Origin of the sequence: Pedobacter alluvionis (assembly GCF_003664035.1) — a bacterium.
GTDB classification, from domain to species: Bacteria; Bacteroidota; Bacteroidia; order Sphingobacteriales; family Sphingobacteriaceae; genus Pedobacter; species Pedobacter alluvionis.
The window spans coordinates 348,238-364,142 of the sequence record NZ_RCCK01000015.1 but is presented as its reverse complement, the minus strand read 5'-3'; the positions used below and the strand labels follow the sequence as shown (position 1 = coordinate 364,142).

14 protein-coding genes are annotated in these 15,905 nt (G+C 38.4%); 6 read left to right on the top strand and 8 right to left on the bottom strand.

The window, feature by feature from the left end; translation table 11 throughout:
* Positions 1-38 precede the first annotated feature (38 nt).
* Together uvrA and BCL90_RS23570 are read right to left on the bottom strand one after the other, a co-directional pair.
* Positions 39-2,963, bottom strand: coding sequence for an excinuclease ABC subunit UvrA (gene uvrA / locus BCL90_RS23575; RefSeq protein WP_121287754.1), 2,925 nt, complete (start codon positions 2,961-2,963; stop codon positions 39-41).
* A gap of 112 nt (positions 2,964-3,075) precedes the next feature.
* Entirely contained in the window at positions 3,076-4,035 is a 960-nt protein-coding gene (locus BCL90_RS23570; protein ID WP_121287753.1) for a hypothetical protein, read from the bottom strand.
* 206 nt (positions 4,036-4,241) lie between these two features.
* Here BCL90_RS23570 and BCL90_RS23565 point away from each other — a divergent pair, with 206 nt between their 5' ends.
* Positions 4,242-4,478: a hypothetical protein gene (locus BCL90_RS23565; protein ID WP_208529916.1), complete on the top strand. Its 237-nt coding sequence runs from the start codon at positions 4,242-4,244 to the stop codon at positions 4,476-4,478.
* A 242-nt stretch (positions 4,479-4,720) separates the two neighbouring features.
* On the opposite strand, the gene BCL90_RS23560 is transcribed toward BCL90_RS23565, so the two are convergent.
* Both BCL90_RS23560 and BCL90_RS23555 read right to left on the bottom strand, forming a co-directional pair.
* Positions 4,721-5,761 (bottom strand): ferredoxin--NADP reductase, encoded by a 1,041-nt coding sequence (locus BCL90_RS23560; protein ID WP_121287752.1) that lies wholly within the window; start codon positions 5,759-5,761, stop codon positions 4,721-4,723.
* A 349-nt stretch (positions 5,762-6,110) separates the two neighbouring features.
* Positions 6,111-6,893, bottom strand: coding sequence for a lytic transglycosylase domain-containing protein (locus BCL90_RS23555; protein ID WP_121287751.1), 783 nt, complete (start codon positions 6,891-6,893; stop codon positions 6,111-6,113).
* Positions 6,894-7,156: 263 nt separating this feature from the next.
* Here BCL90_RS23555 and BCL90_RS23550 point away from each other — a divergent pair, with 263 nt between their 5' ends.
* The 4 genes from BCL90_RS23550 (at position 7,157) to BCL90_RS23535 (ending at position 11,386) form a co-directional block, all read left to right on the top strand.
* Entirely contained in the window at positions 7,157-8,740 is a 1,584-nt protein-coding gene (locus BCL90_RS23550; RefSeq protein WP_121287750.1) for a pseudouridine synthase, read from the top strand.
* A 287-nt stretch (positions 8,741-9,027) separates the two neighbouring features.
* Entirely contained in the window at positions 9,028-10,137 is a 1,110-nt protein-coding gene (locus BCL90_RS23545) for a lactonase family protein (RefSeq protein ID WP_121287749.1), read from the top strand.
* An 18-nt stretch (positions 10,138-10,155) separates the two neighbouring features.
* Complete coding sequence (locus tag BCL90_RS23540; RefSeq protein ID WP_121287748.1) at positions 10,156-10,650, top strand: SRPBCC family protein; 495 nt, start codon at positions 10,156-10,158, stop codon at positions 10,648-10,650.
* Positions 10,651-10,654: 4 nt separating this feature from the next.
* Positions 10,655-11,386, top strand: a complete 732-nt coding sequence (locus BCL90_RS23535; RefSeq protein ID WP_121287747.1) for a phytanoyl-CoA dioxygenase family protein — start codon at positions 10,655-10,657, stop codon at positions 11,384-11,386.
* A gap of 285 nt (positions 11,387-11,671) precedes the next feature.
* Here BCL90_RS23535 and BCL90_RS23530 read toward each other — a convergent pair whose 3' ends face one another.
* From BCL90_RS23530 to tilS, 4 genes are all read right to left on the bottom strand, one after another.
* On the bottom strand, positions 11,672-12,118 hold the full coding sequence (locus tag BCL90_RS23530; RefSeq protein ID WP_029279950.1) for a KTSC domain-containing protein: 447 nt from the start codon (positions 12,116-12,118) through the stop codon (positions 11,672-11,674).
* Positions 12,119-12,380: 262 nt separating this feature from the next.
* Complete coding sequence (gene bshA, locus BCL90_RS23525) at positions 12,381-13,523, bottom strand: N-acetyl-alpha-D-glucosaminyl L-malate synthase BshA (RefSeq protein WP_121287746.1); 1,143 nt, start codon at positions 13,521-13,523, stop codon at positions 12,381-12,383.
* Between the two features lie 189 nt (positions 13,524-13,712).
* Positions 13,713-14,201 (bottom strand): hypothetical protein, encoded by a 489-nt coding sequence (locus tag BCL90_RS23520; protein ID WP_029282618.1) that lies wholly within the window; start codon positions 14,199-14,201, stop codon positions 13,713-13,715.
* A complete protein-coding gene (gene tilS / locus BCL90_RS23515; RefSeq protein ID WP_121287745.1) occupies positions 14,202-15,533 on the bottom strand; it encodes a tRNA lysidine(34) synthetase TilS in 1,332 nt (443 codons plus the stop codon). It abuts the gene before it with no gap.
* Here tilS and BCL90_RS23510 point away from each other — a divergent pair.
* A complete protein-coding gene (locus tag BCL90_RS23510; protein ID WP_121287744.1) occupies positions 15,523-15,834 on the top strand; it encodes a hypothetical protein in 312 nt (103 codons plus the stop codon). The genes tilS and BCL90_RS23510 overlap by 11 nt on opposite strands.
* Positions 15,835-15,905: the final 71 nt, after the last annotated feature.

Sequence of the window (15,905 nt, the reverse complement as noted above, 5' to 3'; positions counted from 1 at the left end):
GATGGATTTGCTGATTCTTGATACCTGTACAAGGAATTCTATTTCTTTTCAGCTTTGCTTTTTTTCGGTGCTTTGACTTTGGACTCCGGACTTCCGACTTCAGACTTTCCATTCTGAGGATTCCATTCCATTTCCTTTTTCAAAAATTTTCCGGTAAGGCTAATCGGGTTCTGGATCAAACCTTCTGGCGTACCTTCGAATAAAATTCTTCCGCCGCCAGCACCGCCTTCTTCTCCTAAATCAATCACCCAATCGGCAACTTTAACCACGTCTAAATTATGTTCGATCACCAAAATGGTATTTCCTTTATCAACCAGCTCCTGCAATACGCCCAAAAGCACGTTAATATCTTCAAAGTGAAGTCCTGTTGTAGGCTCATCTAAAATATAGAAGGTTTTTCCGGTATCTTTTTTAGAAAGTTCTGTGGCCAGTTTTACACGCTGTGCCTCCCCTCCTGATAAAGTGACTGACGATTGGCCCAAAGTAATATAACCTAAACCAACATCTTTTAAGGTTTTGATCTTTCTATAGATGATTGGAATATTTTCGAAGAAAGTACAGGCATCTTCGATACTCATATCCAACACATCGCTGATCGATTTTCCACGGAAACGGACCTCTAAAGTCTCCCTGTTATACCTTCTTCCGCCGCACTCTTCGCAAGGCACCTGCACATCTGGTAGAAAGTTCATTTCGATTACCTTCAAACCAGCACCCTGACAGGTTTCGCAACGGCCACCTTTTACGTTGAAAGAAAAACGGCCGGGTTTGTATCCACGGATTTTTGCTTCAGGCAACTGAACGAACAAATTCCTGATATCAGAAAAAACGCCGGTATAGGTAGAAGGATTTGAACGTGGCGTTCTGCCAATCGGTGCCTGATCAATCTCGATTACCTTATCTATTTCTTTTAAACCATTGATTTTTTCGTAAGGCAAAGGTGTTTTTTTGGCCCTGAAGAAATGATGGTTTAAAATAGGATATAAAGTTTCTGTAATTAAACTCGATTTACCACTACCCGAAACTCCGGTTACTGCAATAAATTTACCCAAAGGAAAATCTACTGAAACCTCTTTTAAATTATGGCCTGTAGCTTTAACAATCGACAATTTATGTCCGTTACCTTTCCTGCGGACTTTTGGTGTTTCAATCTGCCTTTTGCCATTCAAATAATCAGCAGTTAAGGTATTCGATTTCAGAATCTGTGCGGCTGTTCCTTCGGCTACAACGGTACCTCCATGAATACCGGCACCTGGCCCCACATCAATTACCCAATCGGCCTCCAAAATCATATCCTTATCGTGCTCGACCACCAAAACGGTGTTTCCAAGATCACGGAGATTTTTTAGTGCATTGATCAGCCTTTCGTTATCACGTTGGTGTAAACCGATACTTGGCTCATCTAGGATGTACATCACATTCATCAGCTGCGAACCGATCTGCGTAGCCAAACGGATACGCTGTGCCTCGCCACCCGAAAGTGTACGTGCAGTCCGGTCTAAAGTTAAATAAGTTAAGCCTACATCGGTTAAAAAGCCGATCCTCGCTTTAATTTCCTTTAAAATTTCTTTGGCAATAATATTCTGGCGGTCGGACAAACGCTCATCAACCTTTTCGAACCATTGATGAAGGTTGTTGATATCCATTGATGAAAGTTCGAAAATGTTTTTGCCATCAACTTTGAAGTGCAGACTTTCTTTTTTCAAACGGGCACCGTGACACTCCGGACAGGTTTTCAGTTTCCTGAATTCGTCCATATCATCTGATGCTGATTCACTTCTTTTTTCGTTCTGCTCTTCGAGCATTTTAATTATCCCATCAAATGTGATGTTATAATTCTGAACGTTCCATTTATTGTATTCTACCTCAACCTTAATCAGGTCGGGTGAACCGCTTAAAATGATGTTGATTACTTCATCGCTTAATTTTTCAATGGGCGTAGAAAGCGAGAAGCTGTATTTTTTGGCCAAAGCTTTTAATACCTGGAACATCCAGATGTCGCGATATTCGCCCAATGGAGCCAAACCACCATTCAAAATACTCAGTTTTGGATTTGGGATAACCGAATCTTTATCAACTACAAAAATATAACCCAAACCATCGCAACGCTCACAGGCGCCATAAGGCGAATTGAATGAAAAACTATTTGGCTGTGGTTCGTCATAAGAAATACCCGTGGTTGGGCACATCAAAAACTTACTAAAATGCGCTACATTATTATCTTTATCACTGATTTTAATTACCCCTTTACCCATTTTCATTGCGATTTGCAATGAATCGAGGAGGCGTTTTTTATCTTTCACATCAATAATCAGGCGGTCGATCACCACTTCAATATCATGGATTTTATAACGGTCTACCTGCATTTTAGCAGCAATATCCTTAATTTCCCCATCTACGCGCACTTTCACATAACCCTGTTTACGGATCTGCTCAAAAAGTTCGCGGTAATGCCCCTTTCTACCTTTAACCACAGGGGCTAAGATATTCACAGCAAGACCATCAAACTTATTAAAGATATTCTGCAGGATCTGGTCTTCGCTCATGCGCTCCATTTTCTCACCGGTATTGTACGAATAGGCATCGGCAACACGTGCATAAAGCAAACGCATAAAATCGTAAATTTCGGTAATGGTACCTACGGTTGAGCGTGGATTTTTACTGGTAGTTTTCTGCTCAATGGCAATAACGGGGCTTAATCCCGAAACTTTATCTACATCGGGCCGCTCCATACCACCCATAAACTGGCGGCTATAGGCACTGAATGTTTCCATGTAACGGCGCTGTCCTTCCGCATAAATGGTATCAAAAGCCAACGAAGATTTACCGCTGCCACTTAAACCAGTAATTACAACCAGTTGGTTGCGCGGAAAACTAACGTCTATATTCTTTAAATTATGTACCCTCGCACCATATACTTCTACATCTTTTTGCTCGCCGAGGTCGATAGATTTATTGCTCATATTTTATTTAAAGTTGGGGGCAAAACCGGGCCTTAAAAAAGACCAGATTTCAATCCGCAAAAATGCTAAAAATTTTATCAAAAAGAAAGTCAAAACCAATCTGTATTACCTATTAATTGTCATAATGTCGGCTTCTATTTCTAAGGAAACCAGATGATAAGCCAAAGCGCAGATAACCGTAATGATCCTGAAAATAGATGTTGTAATTATCTTCGCCATAATAACCAACCGCAGCCATCAAAAACACATTGTTCATAAATGGAAAACTGTAATTGAAGTTGATTTCGGCATTTAACCTCTTTTGTATATTGGCAAAATTTTTGGATGGAATTTTATTTACGGCATAAGATAACTCGGCATTTAAACGCCAGGTCTCTTTTTCACTTTTAACTTTCTGTTTATTCCACGCGTTTTTTTCGATTTCATCATATCTGCGCCAGGAGAAACCATACAACACCCTTGTAAATCCAAAACCTTCATTAAGTGCAGGTTCGTACCTGAAGAATTTATACCACTGTAAACCAAGCCGATGATTGAAGGAATAATAACTCTGATCTAAATTAACCGATGTTAAATCTCCAAAACGGTAAGAAAGCGTTAAATAATTAGCGTTAAAATTTCCTGTTCGGGTATTAATTGTCCCATCAGGATTAAATGCGCTCTGGTCCTGACCATTTGAATGGTGTGTAAAAGCCAGTTCAGCATATTTATAATGTTCGGGATCGGGATTTAATCTTGCATAAAGCGCTCCGCCCAAACGGTAGCTCGGTGTTCGTACAGCAGCAGAAAATTCAGTCCGCACACGTACCGTAAAATCAGGGATAATGGCAAAGGCAATTGGCGATTTATAACTACCCAAAAGCATATAAGTAGTGGTAAGCCTACCGTTGATTACATATTTTGAAGGTGCACCCAATTCTCCACCCGGTGCCGTATAAGCTAAATCAGCATTTTCTTTATACAGATGGATATATTCTTTATTCGCAAACTCTCTTTTTACGGCTATTGAATCTTGAGCAAAGGATTCTAAACAGATGAGGCAGATGATAAGCGTAAAAAAAATTTTTGTCATACTTCATAAACGCTGTAAATAAAGCAACGGTTTTGTGTTTTTAGAGAAATGGTTTTGCGGTTAATCAAACATTAGTTCTCCACATCAACTTTTATATTAAAAATCGCCATCTTCGCATACTCCCGAGACGTTACATGCTATATTTCTAAACCAAACAAAAAATAGAAACGTATGAATTTAAAGGAAAGAGAAAAAACATTAAAAAAATGAATTCTGAATTAATCATATATCAAACAGAAGATGGGCAAACCAAAATTCAAACTCGCTTAGAGGATGAAACCGTTTGGCTGACTATTGAGCAAATGGCCGAGTTGTTCCAAAAAGCAAAATCAACCATTAACGAGCATATTATAAACATTTACAAAGAAGGAGAACTAGAAAAAGATGCTTCTTCGAGAAAAATCGGAAATTCCGATTTTTCTCGAAGAACAAACGAAAAATGAACTTTCAAAAGCGGAGAAAGATTTTATTAAACAAATAGATACCACTGCCAAAAGATTAAAAAAATAGTCAATGCCAAATTAGTACATGTAACAAACAGGAAAAAGCAAAACACCAATGCTTTGAGCATGCGAAAAATGCAATAAAGAGCCTATGAATTCAGAACGCGCAATATTTATTACTCAAAGTTCCACCAGTAAAATACTATACCAAACACCTATGGCATAAATTCAATTTCTCAATCCTACCACTCTATCGTCGTTCCATTCTCTGTCGGATGTCCGGTACAAACCAGTACCCGGCCCCTTTCCAATTCATCATCGGTAAGCACTTCGTTATAATCCATCCTTACGTTTCCTTTGGTACAATTGGCAACACAAGTGCTACATACGCCGCCACGACAACTATAAGGAAGTTTAATTTTATTTTCGAGCGCGACATCTAAAATCCGCTTTGGCCAGGGCACTTCGAGATTATATAATTCGCCTTTAAAATTTAAAATTACCGAATAGGTATTTTTATCGACTACTTTTTCAGAACTATCGTCCTCATCAACCTCATCTTCTGGCAGCACAAAAGTCTCCCTTTTAATCTGTTTAATATCGAAACCCATACCCAATAAGGTAATCCGACATAAATCCATGTAGATAACCGGTCCACAACTGTAAAAAAGTGCTTTATCCCGTTCGAAATATAGATGTTCTTTAATCAGTTTTTCAATATAAAACTTATTGAGCCTGGCCGTCATTAAGTTTTTGCTGTTGCTGAAAATCCAGACAATTTTTAACCTATTGGGATATTCCTGTTGCCATTCGATCAGTTCATCGTAAAATAGTGTTTCTTCTTTCGATCTGTTGCTATATATAAGTGTGATCAACGATTTTTTCTCGCGCACCAATGCCGTTTTCATAATCGAAAACAATGGGGTAATGCCAACCCCTGCAGCAAAAAGAAAAAGATCGCGCTCCAGATTTTCTTCAGGTAAATAACTGAACAAACCCTGTGGCTCCTGAGCCAAAAGAATATTGTTTACCAAAGTTTTATGGTGTAAAAATCTCGAAATTTCCCCATTCTCCACGCGTTTCACGGTAATTGCCAAGGGCTCATCCACATCCGGCGAGCTATTAAAAGAATACGATCTCCTTATTTCCTTATGTTTTCCCTGAAAAACCAACGATAAAAACTGTCCTGCTAAATACGTAGGGTACTGATCCAAATCTTCAAATTGAAAAGTAATATTATCGCCGGGCTGATTGATGATTTTATTAATGCGCAGTTTGAACATAGTGCAAAGAAAGGAAATTGGTTTCAATAGTTCAATCGTTCATTGGTCATTAGTTCATTGTGACTGCAAATTGCCAACTGTAAAATGTTAATTGGTTCATTGGCCATTGGTTAATTGGTGACTGCAAATTGCCAACTGTAAAATGTTCACTGGTTCATTGGCCATTGGTTAATTTGTTAGCATGACGCATAAAAATAACTTTGTGCCTTCGTGACTTTGTGGTAAGCAAAACATTGATCAGCAAAACAAATCGGTGTAATCCAATAAGCTGTGAAATCATTTTCCAAAAAAAACGTCCCGATTAAAAACCGGGACGCCTTACCAAATGCTTGTCTTTATCTTAATTATATTATTCGGCGTTGTAGGCCAACAATACGCGCGGTTTTGCGTAACCGTAACGTTTCGGATGTTCCATAATCTGTTTCATAGAAATCACCTTATAAACATAGCCACCGGTTTCACGGTTAAGCCTCATTTTGTAGTAATTATCCTGATTTTGATTATTGATCTGCCTGCGTAAGCGTCCGTCGCCAACATTGTAAGCAGCAGCTACCAATGTCCAGCTTTCTAAACCTTTATACATTTCTTTAATGTATTTGCAGGCTGCAATGGTCGATTTGCGCAAATTATAGCGTTCATCAACATTCCCATTTACTCTTAATCCATAGGTACGGGCTGTGCCAGGCATAAACTGCCAGATTCCGGCTGCACCTTTTGGGGAAACCCCTTCCGCCATTCCAGATTCGACCAAAGCCAAATACTTAAAATCGTTCGGGATCCCGTAAGCAGCGAGAATGGGCTCAATTACAGGAAACCATTTTGCTGCTTTTGCATGCAGGCGATTGGTTTGGGTATTTCTGTAAGTGTGTGCTGCAAGAATTTTTTTCATTTTGCGTTCTACCTTTTTATCGCCTAATGGCAGGGTTTCTTCCGCGAAATTCAACTGTGCCATTAAAGATTGAGGGGCTTCCTCTTTTTCTACTTTCAGGCTATCAGATTTGGGTATTGTAGTGTTTAATTTTTCTTCTTTTAAAAGACTTTTTTGTGCTAAGGGCATTTGGTAAGCGAACACTTTTGCCAAGATAAATAGTGTTGCCACTACCGCAAATGGTACGATGTGTTTCTTTAACATTTTCCTCCTTTTTTTGGTGAACTTATATAAAAACGCTGGCAAAGGTAAAAAATAATAAGCACATTATCAAACAGTTACAAAAATAAGCCCAAAAATCGACCTTTAAAGTGCTTTAAACGTGGATTTTAATTTTTGTTTTTCAGGCAATTTTCCCTATATTAGAGGCTATTTTTTTATCTAATTTTTCAGCTCTTAGAATTGTTATGTTCATCATTTTTTCATAAATTTGCAGCCCGCATTTTTAATGCGGTTAAAAGCGTATCATGATAAATAAAAACAACAGGAACAGTCGGGATGACAAGTCCAAATCAGACAGTCGGAGAACAGAAGGCAGAAGTAGTTCGGCCGGGTCTGACAGAAAAAGATCAGACAACAAAGACAGCAAATTCAAAAAATCATCCGATTCAAAAGAAGGCTTCAGACCTAGAAGCGCAGACAGTAAAGATTTCAAATCAAAATCTTTCGGAGACAAAAAAGATTTCAAACCAAGATCAGGCGGACGTGATTTCAAATCGAAAGATTCGGAACCACAGAGTTTCAAATTCGGCGACCGTGAGTTTAAATCTAAAGATTCAGGAGCAGAAGACCGTGGTTTCAAACCAAGAGAAGGTAAATCGAGAGATTACAAGCCAAGAACCGGCGACCGTGATTTCAAACCGAGAGAAGGTGGATCAAGAGACTACAAACCAAGAACAGGAGACAGGGATTTTAAACCAAGAGAAGGTGGTGCAAGAGATTATAAGCCAAGAACAGGAGAACGTGATTTCAAATCTAAGGATGGAGATTCGAGAGATTTTAAACCGAGAACTGGCGACCGCGACTTTAAACCAAGAGAAGGTGGATCGAGAGATTACAAACCGAGAACAGGTGAACGTGATTTCAAATCTAAGGATGATGGACCGAGGGATTACAAACCAAGAGAGGGCGGATATAAAGATTACAAATCAAGAGGCAAATCAGACGATTTCAAGCCAAGTGCTGGAAGTTCAAGAGATGTAAAACCCAGAGAGCCAAGGGAAGGCGACACCCGCCCGTTTAGAAAACGCGAGGATGCACAGCCAAGAGATACAGAATTTAACCGCCCGGAGCGCACTGTAATTACCCAGGGCCGTAAAACAAACGAAGATAAAGGTCTAATCCGTCTAAACAGATATATTTCAAATGCAGGCATCTGCTCTCGTCGTAAAGCCGATGAGTTAATTATTGCCGGCATTATTACCGTAAATGGTGAAGCTGTTACTGAACTCGGACATAAAGTAGACCCTGCAAAGGATTTGGTTCGTTACAACGGCGAATTATTAAAACGTGAGAAAAAGGTTTACGTTTTATTGAACAAACCAAAAGATTACATCACCACTACTGATGATCCACAGGAACGCCGTACGGTAATGCAGTTGGTTGATAAAGCCAGCCGCGAGCGCATTTATCCAGTTGGACGTTTAGACAGAAATACCACAGGTTTGTTGTTAATGACAAACGATGGTGATTTGGCTGATAAATTATCACACCCTAAAAACGGTATCACTAAAATTTACAATGTTGAACTGGATAAATCTTTATCACAAGGCGATTTGAACAAAATTGCTTTTGGTTTAGAGCTGGAAGATGGTCTGATTAAACCAGATAACATTTCTTACGTTGCAGGTGGAACCAAAAAAGAAATCGGTATCCAGATTCACAGTGGTAAAAACAGGATTGTTCGCCGTATTTTTGAACACTTAGGTTATAATGTAGAAAAATTAGACCGTGTAGTTTATGGCAATTTAACCAAGAAAGACCTACCACGTGGCAGATGGCGCTATCTTGAAGAACATGAACTGATCCAGATTAAACATTTAATAAAATAATATACAAGGCAACCAATGGTTGCCTTTTTTTGTATTGCTATTTTTCACCACAAAGCGCACAGAGAAAGCACAGCGTTCACAGAGTTGGATTCTACCTCCCATCGTCCTAGTCTGTAAGAGGATGCAGGAGAAAGACGATTGTATCGTCCAGCAATAACATGCATTAAAAATGCACCTCTCACTCATCCTCGTTACAAACGAGGACGATAACCAAGAAACATCTTCCGTGTTTTCTATGCCTCCGTGACCAACTTTATTTATATTTGCTAAATCAACATCATCGTTTCATGAAAAAACTCAGTTCATTGCTTATCCTTTCTATGCTATCGACCCTTAGTTTCGCTCAAAAAACCAACTATAATCTCATTGTCGGCACCTATACCGCACCAGGAAAAAGCGAAGGAATTTATACTTATAACTTTAATGCTTTAACGGGAGTTACAAGCATAAAAAACATTGCGAAAAACACGGCTAATCCAAGTTACGTAGCCGTTTCACCTGATAACAAATTTGTTTATGCCGTTAACGAAACCGGAGCTACCAGTACGGTAAGCGCATTTAAATATGATGCCAAAACAGGCGATTTAACTTTTTTAAATAAAGTTGATAGCCATGGTGCTGACCCTTGTTTTATTACCGTTGATGCCAAAAATGTAATTGTAGCGAATTATAGTGGTGGCAGTTTAGCGGTATTTTCACGAAAAGCTGATGGGTCTTTAACAGAAGCCTTGCAAATCATCAAACATACCGGAAAAAGCATCGATCCGAAAGGCAGACAAGAAAGCGCTCATGTACACATGACAAAATTTACACCAGATCATAAATACCTAATTGTTAACGACCTGGGCGAAGATCAAACTTATATTTACAATTATAATCCAACCGCGAAAGAAAAAATATTAACAGTAAAATCAGTGCTAAAAACCAATGCAGGTACTGGCCCGAGGCACATTACTTTTAGTCCGAATGGAAAATTTACCTATTTGGCGCACGAATTTAACGGTAGCATAACAGTTTTTGCTTACGCAGATGGAAGTTTGACCAAAATTCAGGAGATCGGCACCACGTCGAAAGATTTTACCGGCAAGGTTGACGGGGCAGATATCCATGTTTCGGCTGATGGAAAATTTCTTTATGAAACCAACCGTGGCGATGCGAATAGTATTTCTGCATTCTCTATTTTATCTACCGGAAAGTTGAAATTTATTGAAACAGTAAGTACATTGGGCAAAGGACCAAGAAATTTCACCATTGATCCGACCGGAAAATTCTTATTGATCGGACACCAGTATACCAACAACATTGTTATTTTTAACCGCAACAAAATAACGGGTAAATTAACAGATAGCGGCAAAAGGATCGATGTTGGTGCTCCGGTTTGTTTAGTTTTTAATTAATCATACAAAATTCAGCCAATGGAGAACTTCGATTGGACCAAATTCACCATCAGGATAGCCGTTAAAGCAAAACTTGAGGACATCTATAATGCATGGACAGAGGCCAGCGAAATTGAAAAATGGTTTTTAAGCAATGCATCGTTTACTGACGAGAATAAAGTATTGCTCAGTAAAACGCAGAACGCACTTAAAGGCGATCGGTATAAATGGATCTGGTACCTGTATGATGATATCGAAAGTGGAACGGTAACCGAAGCAAACGGCACAGATTATTTTCAGTTCACTTTTGCCGGAGCTTGTTTGGTTGAGATCAAACTGCGTGAAGAATTTGAATATACAGTTGTTGAATTAACCCAAAAGAATATCCCTGATGATGACCATTCAAAACAGAACATCCGCCTGGGTTGTCATAATGGTTGGAGTTTTTACCTGATTAATTTAAAATCAGTTTATGAAGGCGGCTTGGATCTGAGAAATAAAGATAACCGCTTTAAACCCATGTTGAATAATTGAGGTGATGGATTTAACGGTTAAGGAAAAAGAAATTCAGGAATCAGGATTTTCCGTGATTGATGATGTATTTACAGATCAGGAAATAGAAGATATCCTGACGGCAATTAACAGGGCAGATACCACAAAAGAAACCTTTAGGAAATCAGACGATCTTTTTGCGATACGCCGGCTTTTAAAAGAAGTTCCGGATACCATTGGGCTAATTTTCAATAAAAAACTAAAAGCCATCATACAAGAGATTTTTGGCAAAGATTATTTTCTTGTTAAATCAATCTACTTCGACAAACCCGAAAATTCTAATTGGTTTGTTTCTTATCATCAGGATTTGACCATTTCGGTTAACGAGAAAGTAGAAATTCCGGGATTTGGCCCTTACACCAAGAAAAACGATCAGTTCGCTGTTCAACCGCCACTTCATATTCTCGAAAACAATTTCACCATCCGCATCCACCTTGATCATACCAATGAAGAGAATGGTGCACTCAAAGTAATTACCAATTCACACAGTAAAGGCATTTACCGCCCCGAAACGATCGACTGGAGCATCGAAAAAGAAGTTAGCTGCAATGTAGCGCGGGGCGCTGTAATGATTATGAAGCCGTTGCTGCTGCACAGTTCAAGCCGAACAACCAACAATCAAAAAAGAAGGGTAATCCATCTTGAATTTAGCAATCAGACGCTGCCCAAAGAATTACAATGGTCGGAATATCTTAATTTTGATCGCACGTCATCATGAGAATTCAGTTTTAGAAAAAACAAGGAGCCTGGAATGAAAGGTTAAGATAAATCGTCATTTCGACCGCAGTGGAGAAATCTTTTAAATTAACTGGCTTCAAAGATCTCTCCATTCCGTTACACTCCAGTCGAGATGACGACCGTTCTACCGACCTGTCAATGGTAGTTTAGCTCAATATCTTTATAGCACCAAACGATATAGAAAACTAATATTATCGGCTATTAAGGAATAAAAAAATGGTCCCGATTTTCATTGGGACCACTTAAATATTATAAATATCGCTTATTATGCCGGTTCTGCAACTCTGGCTACATTCCGATATGGGAATTCATTAAAGATATGCCTGCGAGCAAAACGACCTGGTGAATCGGCATTAACCAATTTCACATAAATTGCTTTTGGCACGTCGAAATATTCGTAAGCACTTCCATCAAAAAACTGGATATTTAAAACCTGCTGTTTGTATTCGAAATCCTGAATATTCGACAAAGTAGTTGTTTGTGTGTACGTTTCGATATTCTGTTCGCGTGTTTCTGGCGCAATACTTACCAGGAAATGATAAGCTTCGATAATCTCTTTACTTCTTGCTTCTGCATCTAATTTCTCTTCTTCCTGCTGAAATTTATCAGGGTGACAATCTTTCATCAATGTACGGTACACAGACTTAAGCTCTTTTAACTCAGCATTTTTATCTACGCTCAAAAGCTTTCTGTAATCAACTATTTTCTTCATTTGGGATAACCTCTTTTTAATTTTGCTGAAATGATTTACGAATCTTTATCCTCCAAACCGTTTCAGGCTGCAAAGATACGATTTATAATCATTTGATTTAGAGAAAGTTTACTTTTATTAAATATTACTGATATGGATCATCAGCCAGGGAATTCCAAATACCATACTTAAGTTTTTAACCACAGATGCACACAGATAACGCGGATTTATCATCTGTATGCATCCTTTTTATCTGTGGATAAATATTATATGAGCCTTATTGTTAATATTTAGCTTGCAAAGAGTTTTCAATTACTTCTTTATAATAGCTAACATAAACGGGCAGGATTTTTTTCAGATCAAAATCTTGTGCCCTTTTAAACGCGTTTTCTTTAAAACGGTTAAGTGTTTCATCATCTTTTAAAATTTCAATCGCATGGGCCGCCATCGATTCTACATCACCAACATTGCTCATGTAACCACAAAAGCCATCAATATTAAGTTCTGGTAAACCGCCGGCATTGGTGGTAATTGCGGGCACTTTACAAGCCATTGCTTCTAATGCTGCCAAACCAAAACTTTCAGATTCTGACGGCATTAAGAAAAGATCTGAAACCGACAGGATTTCTTCTACGGCATCTTGCTTACCTAAAAACCTTACATTTTCACCAATATTTAACGATCTGCAAAGCTGCTCATTGTAGGCGCGTTCGGGTCCATCCCCTACCATTAATAGTTTTGACGGAATAACTGCCTGTACTTTTTCGAAAATCCTGATCACATCAGCAGTACGTTTCACTTTTCTGAAATTACTGGTATGGATTAAAATGCGTTCATTATTTGGTGCAATCGCTTTTTTAAAGTGTCCTTTTGCCTGTAAACTGAATCGCGAAAAATCTATAAAATTTGGTATTACTTTAATTTCTTTTGTAATCTCAAAATGGTTATAAGTATCTTCTTTCAAATCTTCCGACACTGTAGTTACACCATCGCTTTGATTAATAGAAAAAGTAACCACAGGTTTATAGGTTGGATCTTTACCCACTAAAGTAATATCTGTACCATGCAAAGTGGTCACTACCGGAATATGAAGGCCATAACTCGCCAAAATCTGCTTCGCCATAAAAGCTGCAGATGCATGCGGAATGGCATAATGAACGTGTAACACATCCAATTGTTCAAACCGAACAACATCTACCAGTTTGCTGGCCAGCGCCGATTCGTATGGGGCGTAATCAAAAAGGGGATAATCCCTTACTGATACCTCGTGATAAAACAGATTGGAAGAAAAGAAATCGAGCCTCGCGGGCTGACTATAAGTAATAAAGTGAACCTGGTGTCCCTCGTTAGCTAGTGCTTTACCAAGTTCTGTTGCAACTACTCCACTACCGCCAAAAGTGGGGTAGCAAACAATTCCTATCTTCATCGTAAATGTATTGTTGTTACCGCAAATGTAGCCGATTTTAATCTATAATGCGTGTCGGTTTATTGCAATAATGCAATAAGATGCAATTATTAATTTTCCTTCACAATGCGACACATCAGATAGCTATCACATCAGGGCTAAAACCAGAAACAATTATATAAAAATGAGTAGATGGGAAATGAAATAAAGTTATTTAAGATTGCGCATTTCTTCTTTTATAACAAGGAAGAGTTCATTTGGCCTTTGGGTACCAATAAAATACTCCAGGCCATCCCTATCGGTTAAAACCACTGCATCCTTGCCCGATGAATAAAAGCGGATTGTACCTTTTGTATGCAGGTTGTAAACCGGATTATTAAAAAAATAACGACTATAAGTTGCCTTACGCACATCAACAATGCTATTTAGATCTATCTTAACACGCTTGGTTGTCCAAAGGCCATCCAGGATCATACTACCATTATCTACCACAATTTTGTACTGAATAAGGAAAAGCAAAAGCATAGAAACCCCAATGATTCCGAAGCCTACAACGAGGAACAAATCTTGCGTATTGTCACGATCGCGCTCGTAAACATAAGCGGCAAAACAGAAAGCAGCCATAATTAGCCTGATGAAAATGCGCACATAATCGCGGCCGATGTATTGTTTTTCGATATAGGCGTATTTGCTTTCCACTTATTTAATTTTGAGTTCGAATATAGCAACTTTTTTTGTTGCTGTAGTTAATTTATATCGGTTGTCTTGCCGCATACCTGCAATCCAAACAATTTCACCGTTCCCGTTAACCAGAATCGGGGTGACGCTTTTCAAATGCAGGGGAACTTTCTCGTCGATAAAATAATCACTTACCTTTTTAAGATTACGCATGCCCAGTGGAATAAATTTATCTCCATTTTGCCAATTCCTTAGTACCAAAGGAAAAATTAATTTATCGGCATTAACAAACGCTTTATTCGAATTAATTTCGAATTTCACCTCATCTGTAAATGTCAGCGAAATTTCATCATTGGCAAAAGCAATGTTTTCTGTTGTTGGATGGATAAATTGATTAGCAGTGACCGATATATTTTTTTCAACAATAACCAGATCATTTCTATTGATAATAGCCTGATGGGTAGCGCTAAAAAAATGTGTACCACTTAAAGCCTTTAAACTATCTAAAATTTCCTGCACTACATTTTCACCAAAATTAAAAGGCTTAAGCAACTCGTAAAGCAAGAGCTTTTGCGGATTTAATTTCGAAACCTCTTCTAAAGGTATATAAATGCCATCATTTATTTTATTTAGAATTTTATGTGCAAGTTTCTGGACCTGGATATTTAAAAAAGTCTCCAGCTCAGCAAAGCGTGCAATATTTTCAGCAAATGTTTTTTCGAGATTTGGGTTGATTTCCTGCAAATGCGGTACTACCTGTAGTCTGATTTTATTCCTGGTGTATTTTATACTTGCGTTCGAGCTGTCTTCTACAAAATCTAAATTATTAACCTTTACCAACTCATCAATCTGCTGCCGGTTTAAAAAGAGCAAGGGCCTGATCAGTAAATCCCGCTTAGGCAAAATACCGTGCAACCCACTTATACCGGTACCACGGGTAAGATTAATGAGTACTGTTTCTACCGCATCGTTCTGGTGTTGTGCCAGGGCAATGTAATCGTAGCCTTCTTTACTTCTAATTCCTTCAAACCAATTATAACGGAGATCGCGTGCGGCCATTTGGGTAGAAATTTTATTTTCGGCCGCATATTTTTTGGTATCAAAATGCGTTACATAAAAAGGTAATCCCAAATTTTTGGCCAATAGTGCAACAAAACTTTCGTCGCGTTGTGCTTCATCAGCCCGTAAATTGAAATTACAATGTGCCACACCAACATCGATGCCTATTGCTTTAAACAAATGCAACATTAATACCGAGTCTTTTCCTCCGCTAACGGCCAAAAGGATCTTGTTAGCCCGAACAAACAGCTGCTGCTGTTCAATAAAATCTTGAAATTGGCTTATGGGTAACATCCATCAAAAATATTTAATTTTAATAACAAAAATTAATGTTATTTTTAATAAACATAAATCTATAAAAATGAAAAAATTAAAATCAAATGCCTTTAACAAAGGAGAAGTATTAACAAGAACCCAACTGAAAAAAGTTATGGGAGGTTCTGGTAGTGGAAGTGGAGATTACCTGTGCCAATGTGACGGCAAAGTCGGTATTTTATGGAGTGCGCAAGCTTCAATTAATTGGGTAAATGCAAATTGCTCAGGACAATATCAATGTGATCAATTACCATCTCCCCCTCCTCCGGTACCTAACTAAAGAAAATCTAAATGCTCTGAATAATAAATATTATACAGAGCATTTACAATATATTAATGCATCATGGATTT

What these genes read in the sequence shown, in the direction of transcription:
- uvrA (WP_121287754.1), bottom strand. Translation starts at nt 2,963, where the DNA reads ATGAGCAATAAATCTATCGACCTCGGCGAGCAAAAAGATGTAGAAGTA.
- BCL90_RS23570 (WP_121287753.1), bottom strand. Translation starts at nt 4,035, where the DNA reads ATGACAAAAATTTTTTTTACGCTTATCATCTGCCTCATCTGTTTAGAA.
- BCL90_RS23565 (WP_208529916.1), top strand. Translation starts at nt 4,242, where the DNA reads ATGAATTCTGAATTAATCATATATCAAACAGAAGATGGGCAAACCAAA.
- BCL90_RS23560 (WP_121287752.1), bottom strand. Translation starts at nt 5,761, where the DNA reads ATGTTCAAACTGCGCATTAATAAAATCATCAATCAGCCCGGCGATAAT.
- BCL90_RS23555 (WP_121287751.1), bottom strand. Translation starts at nt 6,893, where the DNA reads ATGTTAAAGAAACACATCGTACCATTTGCGGTAGTGGCAACACTATTT.
- BCL90_RS23550 (WP_121287750.1), top strand. Translation starts at nt 7,157, where the DNA reads ATGATAAATAAAAACAACAGGAACAGTCGGGATGACAAGTCCAAATCA.
- BCL90_RS23545 (WP_121287749.1), top strand. Translation starts at nt 9,028, where the DNA reads ATGAAAAAACTCAGTTCATTGCTTATCCTTTCTATGCTATCGACCCTT.
- BCL90_RS23540 (WP_121287748.1), top strand. Translation starts at nt 10,156, where the DNA reads ATGGAGAACTTCGATTGGACCAAATTCACCATCAGGATAGCCGTTAAA.
- BCL90_RS23535 (WP_121287747.1), top strand. Translation starts at nt 10,655, where the DNA reads ATGGATTTAACGGTTAAGGAAAAAGAAATTCAGGAATCAGGATTTTCC.
- BCL90_RS23530 (WP_029279950.1), bottom strand. Translation starts at nt 12,118, where the DNA reads ATGAAGAAAATAGTTGATTACAGAAAGCTTTTGAGCGTAGATAAAAAT.
- bshA (WP_121287746.1), bottom strand. Translation starts at nt 13,523, where the DNA reads ATGAAGATAGGAATTGTTTGCTACCCCACTTTTGGCGGTAGTGGAGTA.
- BCL90_RS23510 (WP_121287744.1), top strand. Translation starts at nt 15,523, where the DNA reads ATGGGTAACATCCATCAAAAATATTTAATTTTAATAACAAAAATTAAT.
- tilS (WP_121287745.1), bottom strand. Translation starts at nt 15,533, where the DNA reads ATGTTACCCATAAGCCAATTTCAAGATTTTATTGAACAGCAGCAGCTG.